Origin of the sequence: Roseovarius sp. 10, assembly GCF_033100315.1 — a bacterium.
Classification (GTDB): domain Bacteria; phylum Pseudomonadota; class Alphaproteobacteria; order Rhodobacterales; family Rhodobacteraceae; genus M30B80.
Genome location: NZ_JAWLVH010000001.1, coordinates 1,399,478 through 1,412,170, shown reverse-complemented (window position 1 = coordinate 1,412,170; position 12,693 = coordinate 1,399,478). Strand labels below are relative to the sequence as shown.

Here is a 12,693-nt window from a genome sequence, read left to right as displayed (position 1 = left end):
GGCTAAATGACCCTGTGCTGCGATCTGCGAAAAAGGCCCCGTGCAATGACTGAACCCAAAAAGCTATTCGTGAAAACCTATGGCTGCCAGATGAATGTCTATGACAGCGAGCGTATGGCAGAGGCGCTGTCTGGTCAGGGTTATGAGCAGGTGGGCAGTGCGGAAGAAGCGGATATGATCCTGCTGAATACGTGCCACATTCGCGAGAAGGCATCGGAAAAGATCTATTCGGAATTGGGCCGCCTGAAACCTTTGCGCGATGACAACCCCAATGTGAAAATTGGTGTTGCGGGCTGTGTCGCGCAGGCCGAAGGCGAAGAGATTATGCGCCGTCAACCGATTGTGGACTTGGTCGTTGGCCCGCAAACCTATCACCGCCTTCCTGCCATGATGCGCGCGGTTGAGGCAGGGGAAAAGGCCCTTGATACGGATTTCCCCGAAGAAGATAAGTTTCTGCATCTGCCAAAAGATCGCCGTGCCAAGCGCGGGCCTTGTGCGTTTTTAACGGTGCAGGAAGGCTGCGACAAATTCTGTGCGTTTTGCGTTGTGCCCTATACCCGCGGCGCTGAGGTCAGTCGCCCCGTTGCGCGCATTTTGGGGGAGGCGCGCGATCTGGTCGAACGCGGCGTGCGCGAAATCACGCTTTTGGGGCAAAATGTGAATGCCTATCACGGCCAAGATGAGGATGGGCGTGAATGGGGGCTTGCGCGCCTGATCCGTGAATTGGCGAAAATCGAAGATTTGGCGCGTATCCGCTTTACCACATCGCACCCCAATGACATGGAAGATGACCTGATCGCGGCTTTTGGCGATTGTGATAAGCTGATGCCCTATCTTCATTTGCCTGTGCAATCGGGGTCTGATCGTATTCTCAAAGCGATGAATCGCAAACATACCGCGCAGGACTATCTCGACCTGATCGCACGCATCCGTGACGCGCGCCCTGATTTGTTGCTGTCAGGGGATTTCATCGTGGGCTTCCCCGGCGAGACAGATGAAGATTTTGCGCAAACGATGGATTTGGTGCGCAAAGTGAATTACGGACAGGCCTATTCCTTCAAATATTCCGCGCGTCCCGGCACGCCCGCGGCCGAGCGTGCAGATGTTGCGCCTGAGATTGCAGATTCCCGTTTGCAAGAACTGCAGGCGCTTTTGACCGAACAACAAAGGGCGGCTCAAGACGGCATGGTGGGGCGCGAACTGCCAGTTCTGTTTGAAAAGCATGGGCGCCAAGAGGGGCAATTGATTGGAAAATCGGGCTATTTGCATTCGGTTCATGCTGTCGCGCCTGCTGAATTAATTGGTCAAGTGGCAATGGTTCGAATCATTAAGTCTGCCACCAATTCCTTGACAGGCGCGTTGGTATAGTCTGCGGATGTCTGGGGTGGCCTTCGGCGGGTAGGATGCCCCAACAGGAACAATTTCTCACAATTTGTTGAGATTGTTTCTCTATTTATATCTAAATATTGATATATTTTTCTTTCCGAAGCGAAATTGCTCGGATATTCTCTCGAATAATCGCGCTGTTAACCACTCTTCCGCATTTTAGCGGGATGGTCGCAGGGAAAGAATTTTGAGATTGGGCGTGCTTTTGAACAGCTTTATCCAACATGGAATGGCACATGCTGTGCGGTTTTTGGCGATTGGGCTGCTTGCCTTTGTGCCACAATTCGCGGCAGCGCAGAGTGGGGCTATTTCTGGTCGCGTGCAGCCGGGGATCTGGATTGATCCTGACGGCTGTATGCATTGGGTCGCCGATGGCGGTCTTGAGGGCTACATGGAGGGACGTGTGAATCCCCAAACGGGGATGCCTGTCTGCATGCGCGTCAACACCTGCGCAGTGACGAATAGCGATGTTCTTTTCGCGACAGACAGCGCGCATTTGACCGCAAATGGTCGCGCGCAGTTGGAACAGTTTTTCCGCTCGGCGGGTGCGTTTGCCTATGCGATTTATGGGCATACTGATGCGCGCGCCTCAGATGAATACAATATCCGCCTCTCCCAGGCCCGCGCCGAATCGGTGGCCAATGTGGCGCGCGGTGTTGGGGCGCGCGTGGCGCGTGAAATTGGCTATGGCGAACGCCGACCAATTGCACCCAATGACAGCGCCTCCAATATGCAGCGCAACCGCCGCGTTGAAATCGTATGTTATAGATGAAGGGGGCCATGATGCGTCAGCGATATTTGGCGATTGCCCTAATTGGGGCGGCTACAGTTTTGTCGGGCTGTTCAGGTCTAGACCGCCCAATTGCGAGCAATCGTGATCGCGGTTTTGACGCAAAAGACCTTAGCCAATTACAGGCCGCCATCTATGTCGACCCTGATGGTTGCCACATTTGGATGATTGACGATGGCGCGGAAGGGTATTGGTCGCGCCGCCGTGATCCCGTGTCTGGCTTGCCTGTTTGCACGGCTGTTGCGCCGCCAAATTCAGTTGTTGGTGACTACGCTACAGGTGGGGTTGTGCCTGATATTCGCTCTGCTGGTCTGTTCTAGGCGCAAAAATCGGTCAGCTGTCGCCTAGATATGTGAAATTTTCGTGCATATCACACTAGCTATTGATTTGGCTGCGAGGGCTTGGCACTCTCAACTCAGGAATCTTCTCTGAGCGAAGGAGAGTATGTTGGCATTGTCCACGTTGAGCGCACCCGCCACCCCTAAATCTGGCCCCCCTGCGGATTTGCAGCTGAGCTTTCCTGACAATCGCCTTCTGATCGACCTTTGTGGAGAATTCGACCGAAATCTCACGCAAATTGAAACAACGCTGTCGGTGCAGATCATTCGCCGTGGCAACCAATTGGCCGTGCATGGCGAGGCGCGGGAGCGCGCGGCCGAAGTTTTGGGCAGTCTCTACGCGCGATTAGAGGCAGGAAAATCAGTAGAGGCCGAAGATGTCGAGGGCGCAATCCGTATGCGTGGCTCTGTTGAGGGGACAGGCGTTCGCGCAGGTGACCAGATTGAAATGTTTGGTGCATCCTCGTTGGAAATCGGCACCCGCAAGAAAACGGTCGAGCCCCGCACCGATGCGCAAAAAGCCTATGTTCAAAACTTGCTAAAAAACGAACTGGCCTTTGGGATTGGCCCAGCGGGAACGGGTAAAACCTATTTGGCGGTTGCTGTCGCTGTAAACCGCTTGATCAATGGCCATGTGGATCGGATCATCTTGTCGCGCCCTGCTGTGGAAGCGGGCGAGCGTTTGGGATTCTTGCCTGGGGATATGAAGGACAAGGTCGATCCCTATATGCAGCCCCTTTATGATGCGCTGCACGATTTTCTGCCCGGTCGGCAATTGCAGAAATTGATGGAAGAAAAAACCATTGAAATTGCACCTTTGGCGTTCATGCGGGGGCGGACATTGGCCAATGCCTATGTCGTTTTGGACGAAGCCCAAAACGCAACCACAATGCAAATGAAGATGTTCTTGACCCGTCTGGGACGCGGCAGCCGCATGGTTATCACGGGTGATCGCAGTCAGGTTGATTTGCCGCGTGGCGTAAATTCTGGCCTTGCTGAGGCCGAACGCATTTTGGGTGCTGTCTCAGGGATCAGCTTTAACTATTTCACCGCAAAAGATGTGGTGCGTCATCCGATGGTCGCCAAGATTATCGAGGCCTATGACGCCGATGAGGTTAAAGGTTAGGCGCAAGGCGCATGGAAATTGACATTCTGATTGAAACCCCTGCGTGGCAGGCCTGTGACATTGAAGATGTCACTGCGCGCGCGGCAGAAGGTATATGTGCCGAGCTTAGGCTTGATCCTGCGCGGTTTGCAGTTTCAGTTTTGGCCTGTGACGATACCCGCATCGCAACCCTAAACAGCGATTTTCGCGGCAAGCCGACATCGACCAATGTGTTGTCTTGGCCCGCAGAAGAGATTGACCTGCCCCTTGGTCAAATGCCCCAATTGCCGACCCCCGCCGCGGATGGCCCACCACATGAATTGGGCGATATTGCAGTCGCCTATGAGACTTGCGCCCGCGAGGCGGAGGAGCAGGGCAAAGATTTTGATGATCATTTGACCCATTTGATGGTTCATTCGATCCTTCATTTGTTGGGATTTGATCATATAAATGATCCCGATGCCACGGTGATGGAAAGTTTAGAGACACGCATCCTTGCCAGACTGGGGGTTGCTGACCCATATTAGGGCGGATGGCACAAGTTTTGTCAGTGTAACCTTGGAAAGGGGCTATGAGCTCAAATCCCGAACCCTCGTCTATCGCGGCGCAAAGCGCGCCCCTTGATGACGAGCCTCTGCCGCAAAGGCAAAGTTTCTTCTCCCGTCTTTTTGGGTCTAGCCCATCAGACCCCGATCATGCAGATCATGCCGAAGGCGAAAGCCTGAGCCACCCCGCAAGCGAGGGTAAATCCTTTGCGCAATTTGGCATGTCCAATCTGCGCCGTTTGCGGGTCGAGGATGTGTCGATCCCGCGTGTCGAGATCACAGCGGTGCCCGCTGATATCAGCCTTGACGATCTCATCGCGGTGTTTCGCGAAAGCGGCAACACGCGCCTGCCAGTTTACGATGGCACCCTCGATAGCCCCATCGGCCTCGTCCATTTGAAAGACGTTGCTTTAGGCCATGGCTTTCACAAGTCGGACGGCGATTTCGATTTACGCTCTATGCTGCGGCCCTTGCTTTATGCGCCGCCCTCCATGCCGATTGGGGTGCTTCTGCAAAAAATGCAGACCGAGCGCACCCATATGGCTTTGGTGATTGATGAATATGGCGGTGTCGATGGTTTGGTGACCATCGAAGATTTGATCGAACAGGTCATCGGTGAGATTGAAGATGAGCATGATGTCGAAGAAGACAGCCCATGGAGCCATGAGAAATCAGGCGCTTATCTCGCCCTTGCCCGCGCCCCTTTAGACGAGTTTGAAGCCGAGATTGGGATCAAACTGCTGGACACTGACGAAGATGAGGAAATCGACACCCTTGGTGGTTTGGTGTTCAAACTGACGGGGCGTATTCCCGCGCGCGGGGAAATCGTTCCGCACCCTTCTGGCGCCGAGTTTGAGGTTGTCGATGCCGATGCGCGGCGGATCAAACGGTTGCGTGTGCGATTGCCCAAAGGTGACGCTGCGTGATCATGACACGGCTGCGCGATCCGCGTCTGTTGGCATTTTGCGCAGGTTTCGGCGCGGCTCTGGGCATTGCGCCGTTTAACATACTCATCGCGACCCCATTGGGTTTGGGCGCTTTGATCTATCTCTTGGCCCAATCACCAACCTCCAAGGCCGCGGCGGTTTCCGCGTTTTGGGGGGGATTGGGCTACTTCATCCTTGCGCTGCATTGGATTGTCGAGCCCTTCATGGTCTATGCAGCGCAAGAGGGGTGGATGGCCCCTTTCGCGATTTTGGGCTTATCAGGTGGGTTGGCTCTGTTTTTCGCACTGCCCGTCTGGGCGATATGCGCCTTGGCCCGGCCCCAAGGCCGTGCGGCCCGCATCATGGCGATTGTTCTGGCGCTGTCATTCGGGGAATATCTGCGCGCCTATATCCTGACGGGGTTTCCTTGGGCAATGTTTGGCCACGCCATGATTGGCACCAATTTGCGGATTTTGGCGGGGGTCATCGGTGCGCATGGGATGGGCCTCCTGTTGCTCAGTGCTGCGGGTCTTTTGGCCCATTTTACAATGAACGGCGCGTGGCGTTTCGTTGGGGGGCTGTTGGGCGGCATTGTGGCGCTTTGGGTGTTCATGCCAGTCTTTCCCGCGCCACAGGCGGCCCCAGATGCGCCGCTCATCCGCATCATTCAACCCAATGCTGCACAAGACCTCAAATGGCGGCCTGAGATGAAGCCGTTTTTTCAAGATCGGATTCTGGATCTCACCGCTCTGCCCGTCCGTGAGGCAGGGGGCGCACGGCCCGATTTGATGCTTTATCCCGAAACGGTTTTAACTTCGCTCTTGGAGAATACCGAAACCATCCGCCAAGATCTGGCCTCTGCTGCAGGCGGCGGCCTGTTGATTTTGGGCGCACAACGTCTTGAGGGGGAGGTTGCCTATAACTCCCTTGCACTGGTGGATCAAACCGGCGCAGTGACTGCAACCTATGATAAGCATCATTTGGTGCCTTTCGGGGAATATATGCCCTTGCAATCCCTTGCGCGCGAGATGGGGCTACACGGGCTCGCAAATCGCATGGGTCTAAGTTTCTCACGCGGGTCAGGGCCACAGGTCTTTGACCTCGGCGCAGATATTGGAACCGTGTTCCCGATGGTCTGTTACGAGGCGATTTTCCCGCATTATATCACGGATGTGCCACGCCCTGATTGGATGTTCCATGCCACCAATGATGCGTGGTTTGGTCAGTTTTCAGGCCCGTACCAGCACTTGGCCCTGCTTCAGCTGCGCGCAGCAGAGCAAGGTTTGCCCGTTTTGCGCGCCGCCAATACAGGTGTCAGCGCCGTGATAGATGCGCGTGGCGAAATCGTATCTGCTTTGGGAATGGGAGAGATGGGTGTGATTGATGCCACCTTGCCCCCATCCTTACCCCCGACCCTTTATGCGCGGTTTGGGGATGTAGCTTATGGGGTGATGCTTTTGGGGCTCTTGGGCGCATTTTTGCGCAAGCGGCGTGTTGATATGGTTGATCCCACCCGCACTTGAAGATAAAGCGGCGCAATCTTGGCCCCACAACGGCTTCCTGACGTGGCGGCTTTAACCCCAATGGAGCACTTATCATGTCCCGTAAGCACTATGTTTTCACCTCCGAATCCGTTTCGGAAGGTCATCCTGATAAAGTATGCGATCGTATCTCTGATGCGGTCTTGGACGCGTTTTTGTCCGAAGAACCAGAAGCGCGTGTTGCCTGCGAGACTTTCGCCACGACCAATCGCGTTGTGATCGGTGGCGAGGTTGGTTTGTCCGACCAAGATAAGCTGCGCGACTACATGGGCCGTATCGAAGATATCGCCCGCGCGTGTATCCGCGACATTGGGTATGAGCAGGACAAATTCCATTGGAAAACCTGTGAGATCACCAACCTCTTGCACGAGCAATCCGCCCATATCGCACAAGGCGTGAACGCCGCAGAGGATAAAGACGAGGGTGCAGGCGACCAAGGGATCATGTTTGGCTTTGCCACCAATGAAACCCCTGATCTGATGCCCGCCCCGATCCAATATTCCCATGCGATCCTGCGCCGTTTGGCTGAGGCACGCAAATCGGGCGCGGCCCCGCAGCTTGGGCCAGATGCGAAATCGCAGCTTTCTGTGCGCTATGAGGATGGCAAGCCAGTTGAAATCACTTCCTTGGTTTTGTCGACACAGCATTTGGACGAAAGCATGACCTCCGCTGATGTGCGGGACTTGGTCGAGCCGTATATCCGCGAAGTGCTGCCCGAGGGGTGGTTGACCGCCGCTACAGAATGGCACGTTAACCCAACGGGTAAATTCGTCATTGGTGGCCCCGATGGCGATGCGGGTCTCACAGGGCGCAAGATCATCGTAGACACCTATGGTGGCGCGGCCCCACATGGCGGCGGTGCGTTCTCGGGCAAAGATCCAACCAAGGTGGATCGCTCAGCCGCCTATGCGGCGCGCTATTTGGCGAAAAACGTGGTGGCTGCGGGTCTTGCAGATCGCTGCACTATTCAGCTGTCCTATGCGATTGGTGTGGCCAAGCCCTTGTCGATCTATGCCGACACACATGGCACCGGCAATGTCGATGAGGCCGCGATTGAGCGCGCCGTGGCGCAGGCGATGAACCTGACCCCACGCGGCATTCGCCTGCATTTGGGTTTGAATAAGCCAATCTTCCAGCGCACTGCGGCCTATGGCCATTTTGGCCGCGCCCCCGAGGCAGATGGTGGCTTCTCGTGGGAGCGCACTGATTTGGTCGATGCGATCAAATCCGCGCTCTAATTTGAACCTTGCAGATGGAGTATGGCCCTGACCGATTTGGTTGGGGCCTTCTTTCAAAGATGACCGAAGCCAGACCCTACCGCAATTTCTATGGCCGCCGTAAAGGGCATAACCTGCGCGACAGCCAAGAAGCCTATTTGGAACAGGACTTGGCCAAGCTTAGTCCTGGCGCGGTTGATTGGGATGAGAACCCCGATCGCACAGCCCTTGATCTTGAGACGCTGTTTGGCGGGCGCGATGTTTGGCTTGAGGTTGGGTTTGGCGGCGGCGAGCACATGGTGCACCAAGCCGCGCTGAACCCCAATGTCGGATTGATTGGTTGCGAGCCCTATATCAATGGCGTGGCCATGCTACTTGGCAAAATTCGCGCCAGCGGTGTCGCCAATCTGCGGGTTTTTCCGGGCGACGTGCGCGATATGTTTGATGTGCTGCCTGATGCATCAATAGCGCGTGCGTTTTTGCTTTATCCTGATCCGTGGCCGAAGAAACGCCACCATCGCCGCCGTTTCGTCACGCCCGAGCATTTGGAACCTTTAGCGCGGGTTTTGCAGCCCGGCGCGATTTTTCGGGTTGCAACCGATATTCCCGACTATGTCCGCCAGACATTGGAGGAAGTTCCAAAGGCAGGGTTTGAATGGTTGGCCGAAGGGCCAGAGGATTGGCGCAAACCTTGGGGCGATTGGATTTCCACCCGTTACGAACAAAAAGCCCTGCGGGAGGGGCGGGTTCCCCATTATCTGACCTTCCGCCGATTGGGGTAATACCCCCAAAGCCTGTGGACGCGGCGGGCTGTCACCGCTATCAGATGGGCCAAGTTAATTTGCGAGGGAATGAAGCATGTCTGCCCACGGAAAACCTATCAAAATGCAGGCGCGGAAATCCGCGGGTTTGTCGGGCGAGGCGCATGTGCCAGGCGATAAATCCATCTCGCATCGCAGCCTTATTTTTGGGGCGATGGCCATTGGGCAAACGCGCATCAAAGGGTTACTTGAGGGGCAAGATGTTTTGGATACGGCCAAGGCGATGGCCTCCTTTGGTGCCCGCGTCACGCGTGTTGCGGATGGCGAGTGGCATGTGGACGGCGTTGGTGTTGGCGGCTTTGCCGAGCCTGATCATGTGATTGATTGCGGCAATTCTGGCACAGGCGTGCGTCTGATTATGGGGGCTATGGCCACAACCCCAATTGCCGCCACCTTTACAGGCGATGCAAGCCTTAATAAGCGCCCCATGGCACGGGTCACAGACCCGCTCGCTCTTTTTGGTGCACAGGCCTTTGGGCGCTCAGGCGGGCGCTTGCCGATGACGATTATCGGTGCGGAAACCCCCGTGCCTGTGCGCTATAAGTTGCCTGTGCCCTCAGCACAGGTCAAATCTGCGGTTCTGTTGGCGGGCTTGAATGTGCGCGGACAAACTGTGGTCATCGAAGAAGAGGCCACGCGGGACCATACCGAACGGATGCTTGCGGGTTTTGGCGCAACGATTACGAGCGAGCAGACCGATGAGGGCCGTGTGATCACCCTAGAGGGCCAACCAGAATTGCGCCCTCAAGATATCACTGTGCCCCGTGATCCCTCCTCCGCGGCCTTCCCAATTTGTGCGGCGCTGATCACGGAAGGTTCAGATGTATTGGTGCCAAATATCGGACTTAACCCCACCCGCGCAGGTTTGTTTGAAACCCTGATCGAGATGGGGGCGGATTTGACCTATGAAAACATCCGCGATGAAGGCGGAGAGCCTATGGCAGACATCCGTGCGCGTTTCTCACCTGATCTCAAGGGGATCGAAGTTCCGCCTGAGCGCGCCGCAAGTATGATTGATGAATACCCAATTCTGTCGGTCGTGGCCGCGAATGCCACGGGCGCGACTGTGATGCGCGGGGTCAAAGAACTGCGCGTCAAGGAAAGCGACCGCATTGATGCCATGGCCACAGGTCTGCGCGCAAATGGGGTTGAGGTGGAGGATGGCCCTGATTGGTGGATTGTGCAGGGTCGCGGTGCGGGCGGTGTGCAAGGCGGCGCGATATGTGCAACGCATTTGGATCATCGGATCGCCATGTCTTTCTTGTGCTTGGGGCTGTCCACGAAAGAGCCCGTGCAAATTGATGATGGCGGGCCAATTACGACTTCATTCCCCATCTTCATTGACCTGATGCGGGGGCTTGGCGCCACGCTTGGCGAGGTGGACGTTTGATTTTCACGGTCGCCATTGATGGGCCTGCGGCCGCAGGTAAGGGCACGATTAGCCGCCGCTTGGCTGATCAATTTGGCTTTGCCCATCTCGATACAGGCCTGCTTTATCGGGCCGTTGGGGCAAAAGTGGCTGATGGCGCCGCGCCTGAGATGGCCGCGCAAAATCTGACAGCCGCCGATCTGGCCCGCACTGATCTGCGCAGCCATGCGGCGGGGCAAGCCGCCTCAAAAGTTGCTGTGATCCCCGAGGTGCGCAGTGCCTTGGTGACATTTCAACGCGAGTTTGCCCGTCAAAGTGGCGGCGCCGTTTTGGATGGGCGCGATATTGGCACGGTGATCTGCCCCGATGCGGATTTGAAATTATTCATCACAGCCCGCCCCGAAGTGCGCGCGCATCGCCGCTATTTGGAACTTGGGGGAGATGAAGCACAGATCTTGAACGAGATCATTGAGCGCGACAGCCGCGATATGTCGCGTGCAGATGCCCCATTGCGTGCCGCCGAGGATGCGGTGGTGATCGACACCAGCGATTTGGATATTGAGGCGGCTGTTCGCCTTGCGGCAGAACATGTGACAGCTCGCCTCAAGGGCTAGTGTGAAAAATGGCCAAAACCCTTGTCATACTGGCGCAATGACTGTATGAGCCACGCAATCAAGCAGACGGTCAACGTCTCGGATTGAGCAGGGTCGGGATATCCTCCGGCCCTTCATCATTTTCGAGGGGGCGATTGAAAACGAAACCAAAGACCTGCGGAGACAACCGCATGGCCCGAATAGCTCTATGAAAAGGAACTGAATATCTATGTGCGCTAAAGCAACTATGGAAGAATTCGAAGCCCTTCTGAATGAAAGCTTCGAGATTGACACCCCCGCGGAAGGTGCGGTTGTCACTGGTAAGGTCATCGCAATCGAAGCGGGCCAAGCCATCATTGATGTGGGCTACAAAATGGAAGGCCGCATCGACCTTAAAGAATTCGCAAATCCCGGCGAGGCCCCCGAAATCGCAGTAGGCGATGAGGTAGAGGTTTACTTGCGCAATGTGGAAAACGCGCGTGGCGAAGCGGTTCTGAGCCGCGAAATGGCCCGCCGCGAAGCCGCATGGGATCGCTTGGAAAAAGCATATGCCGCAGAAGAGCGTGTCGATGGCGCAATCTTTGGCCGCGTCAAAGGTGGCTTCACCGTTGATCTTGGCGGTGCTGTTGCGTTCTTGCCTGGGTCTCAGGTTGACGTGCGCCCCGTGCGGGATGCAGGGCCTTTGATGGGCCTCAAGCAGCCATTCCAAATCCTGAAAATGGATCGCCGCCGTGGCAATATCGTTGTGTCCCGCCGTGCAATCCTTGAGGAAAGCCGCGCCGAGCAGCGCGCCGAAGTTATCGGCAAACTGGGCGAAGGCGACATCGTGGATGGTGTGGTCAAGAACATCACCGAATACGGCGCATTTGTCGACTTGGGCGGTGTTGACGGCCTGTTGCACGTCACCGACATGGCATGGCGCCGTGTGAATGATCCAAAAGAGGTTCTCACAATTGGTGAGACCGTGAAGGTTCAGGTGATCAAGGTCAACAGAGACACCCATCGCATCAGCCTCGGCATGAAGCAGCTGTTGGACGATCCATGGGATTCCGTTGAAGCGAAATTCCCGCTTGAATCCGTTCACATGGGCCGCGTCACCAACATCACCGATTACGGTGCATTTGTTGAGCTGGAGCCTGGCGTTGAAGGTCTGGTGCACGTTTCCGAGATGTCTTGGACAAAGAAAAACGTGCATCCTGGCAAGATCGTTTCGACCAGCCAAGAAGTCGAAGTTATGGTTCTGGAGATCGACAGCTCCAAGCGCCGCGTATCGCTTGGCCTCAAGCAGACCATGCGCAACCCATGGGAAGTGTTTGCAGAAACCCATCCTGTTGGCACAGCGGTTGAAGGCGAGATCAAGAACATCACCGAATTCGGTTTGTTCATCGGTCTCGACAACGACATTGACGGCATGGTTCACCTGTCTGACCTGACATGGGAAGGCCGTGGTGAGGATGTGATCGGCGATTACCGCAAAGGCGATATGGTCAAAGCGGTTGTTACCGAAGTTGACGTTGAGAAAGAGCGTATCTCTCTGTCGATCAAAGCTGTTGATGGCGATCCATTCGCAGATGCAGTTGGCGGCGTGAAGCGTGGCTCGGTCATCACTGTTGTTGTGACTTCGGTCGAAGAAGGCGGTTTGGAAGTGGAATATGAAGGCATGAAATCCTTCATTCGCCGCTCTGACCTCAGCCGCGACCGTGGTGATCAGCGCCCTGACCGTTTCTCGGTTGGTGACAAGATCGATGTGCGCGTAACCAATATCGATGCGAAGACCCGCAAACTGGGCCTGTCGATCAAGGCACGCGAAATCGCCGAAGAAAAAGAAGCGGTCGAGCAGTATGGCTCATCCGATTCTGGTGCAAGCTTGGGCGATATCCTTGGCGCTGCATTGAACAAAGACGAATAATCATCACGCGGGCCTTTGGCCCCGTTATGAGATCGAATTGCCCCGCTCAGCAGAGCGGGGCTTTTTCTTTGTCGGAACGACAGGCTGTCGCAGCCCATAGATTTTTCATCTTTTGCGCCTAACTCGAATACTAAGCATCAATGCGGGCAGGGC

General features: G+C 55.7%; 12 protein-coding genes and 1 riboswitch. All 12 genes read left to right on the top strand.

Translation table 11 applies throughout. The annotated features are described in order from the left end of the window. Positions 1–45 precede the first annotated feature (45 nt). A complete protein-coding gene (miaB, locus tag RYZ18_RS07135) occupies positions 46–1,368 on the top strand; it encodes a tRNA (N6-isopentenyl adenosine(37)-C2)-methylthiotransferase MiaB (protein ID WP_317655750.1) in 1,323 nt (440 codons plus the stop codon). A gap of 205 nt (positions 1,369–1,573) precedes the next feature. Then, positions 1,574–2,158 carry an OmpA family protein gene (locus RYZ18_RS07130; protein WP_317655749.1) on the top strand — a complete coding sequence of 195 codons (585 nt, stop codon included), beginning with the start codon at positions 1,574–1,576 and terminating at the stop codon, positions 2,156–2,158. Positions 2,159–2,166: 8 nt separating this feature from the next. Next, positions 2,167–2,496, top strand: a complete 330-nt coding sequence (locus tag RYZ18_RS07125; RefSeq protein ID WP_317655748.1) for a hypothetical protein — start codon at positions 2,167–2,169, stop codon at positions 2,494–2,496. Positions 2,497–2,620: 124 nt separating this feature from the next. Continuing rightward, positions 2,621–3,640: a PhoH family protein gene (locus RYZ18_RS07120; protein ID WP_317655747.1), complete on the top strand. Its 1,020-nt coding sequence runs from the start codon at positions 2,621–2,623 to the stop codon at positions 3,638–3,640. Positions 3,641–3,651: 11 nt separating this feature from the next. Next, positions 3,652–4,146, top strand: coding sequence for an rRNA maturation RNase YbeY (gene ybeY, locus RYZ18_RS07115; protein WP_317655746.1), 495 nt, complete (start codon positions 3,652–3,654; stop codon positions 4,144–4,146). A gap of 44 nt (positions 4,147–4,190) precedes the next feature. Then, positions 4,191–5,090, top strand: a complete 900-nt coding sequence (locus RYZ18_RS07110) for a hemolysin family protein (RefSeq protein ID WP_317655745.1) — start codon at positions 4,191–4,193, stop codon at positions 5,088–5,090. 2 nt (positions 5,091–5,092) lie between these two features. Continuing rightward, positions 5,093–6,613, top strand: coding sequence for an apolipoprotein N-acyltransferase (gene lnt / locus RYZ18_RS07105; protein WP_317655851.1), 1,521 nt, complete (start codon positions 5,093–5,095; stop codon positions 6,611–6,613). Between the two features lie 18 nt (positions 6,614–6,631). Further along, positions 6,632–6,681: riboswitch (SAM-SAH riboswitch) on the top strand. Positions 6,682–6,687: 6 nt separating this feature from the next. Further along, positions 6,688–7,869: a methionine adenosyltransferase gene (gene metK, locus RYZ18_RS07100; protein WP_317655744.1), complete on the top strand. Its 1,182-nt coding sequence runs from the start codon at positions 6,688–6,690 to the stop codon at positions 7,867–7,869. A 59-nt stretch (positions 7,870–7,928) separates the two neighbouring features. After that, on the top strand, positions 7,929–8,630 hold the full coding sequence (trmB, locus tag RYZ18_RS07095) for a tRNA (guanine(46)-N(7))-methyltransferase TrmB (RefSeq protein ID WP_317655743.1): 702 nt from the start codon (positions 7,929–7,931) through the stop codon (positions 8,628–8,630). Positions 8,631–8,706: 76 nt separating this feature from the next. Then, entirely contained in the window at positions 8,707–10,059 is a 1,353-nt protein-coding gene (gene aroA, locus RYZ18_RS07090) for a 3-phosphoshikimate 1-carboxyvinyltransferase (protein WP_317655742.1), read from the top strand. After that, positions 10,056–10,652: a (d)CMP kinase gene (locus RYZ18_RS07085; protein WP_317655741.1), complete on the top strand. Its 597-nt coding sequence runs from the start codon at positions 10,056–10,058 to the stop codon at positions 10,650–10,652. The genes aroA and RYZ18_RS07085 overlap by 4 nt, the downstream gene beginning before the upstream one ends. A 208-nt stretch (positions 10,653–10,860) precedes the next feature. Next, a complete protein-coding gene (rpsA, locus tag RYZ18_RS07080; RefSeq protein ID WP_317655740.1) occupies positions 10,861–12,540 on the top strand; it encodes a 30S ribosomal protein S1 in 1,680 nt (559 codons plus the stop codon). Positions 12,541–12,693 lie beyond the last annotated feature (153 nt).

Coding starts and splice junctions, on each gene's coding strand:
- metK (WP_317655744.1), top strand. CDS start 6,688: ATGTCCCGTAAGCACTATGTTTTCACCTCCGAATCCGTTTCGGAAGGT.
- miaB (WP_317655750.1), top strand. CDS start 46: ATGACTGAACCCAAAAAGCTATTCGTGAAAACCTATGGCTGCCAGATG.
- lnt (WP_317655851.1), top strand. CDS start 5,093: ATGACACGGCTGCGCGATCCGCGTCTGTTGGCATTTTGCGCAGGTTTC.
- trmB (WP_317655743.1), top strand. CDS start 7,929: ATGACCGAAGCCAGACCCTACCGCAATTTCTATGGCCGCCGTAAAGGG.
- RYZ18_RS07110 (WP_317655745.1), top strand. CDS start 4,191: ATGAGCTCAAATCCCGAACCCTCGTCTATCGCGGCGCAAAGCGCGCCC.
- RYZ18_RS07125 (WP_317655748.1), top strand. CDS start 2,167: ATGATGCGTCAGCGATATTTGGCGATTGCCCTAATTGGGGCGGCTACA.
- ybeY (WP_317655746.1), top strand. CDS start 3,652: ATGGAAATTGACATTCTGATTGAAACCCCTGCGTGGCAGGCCTGTGAC.
- aroA (WP_317655742.1), top strand. CDS start 8,707: ATGTCTGCCCACGGAAAACCTATCAAAATGCAGGCGCGGAAATCCGCG.
- RYZ18_RS07120 (WP_317655747.1), top strand. CDS start 2,621: ATGTTGGCATTGTCCACGTTGAGCGCACCCGCCACCCCTAAATCTGGC.
- rpsA (WP_317655740.1), top strand. CDS start 10,861: ATGTGCGCTAAAGCAACTATGGAAGAATTCGAAGCCCTTCTGAATGAA.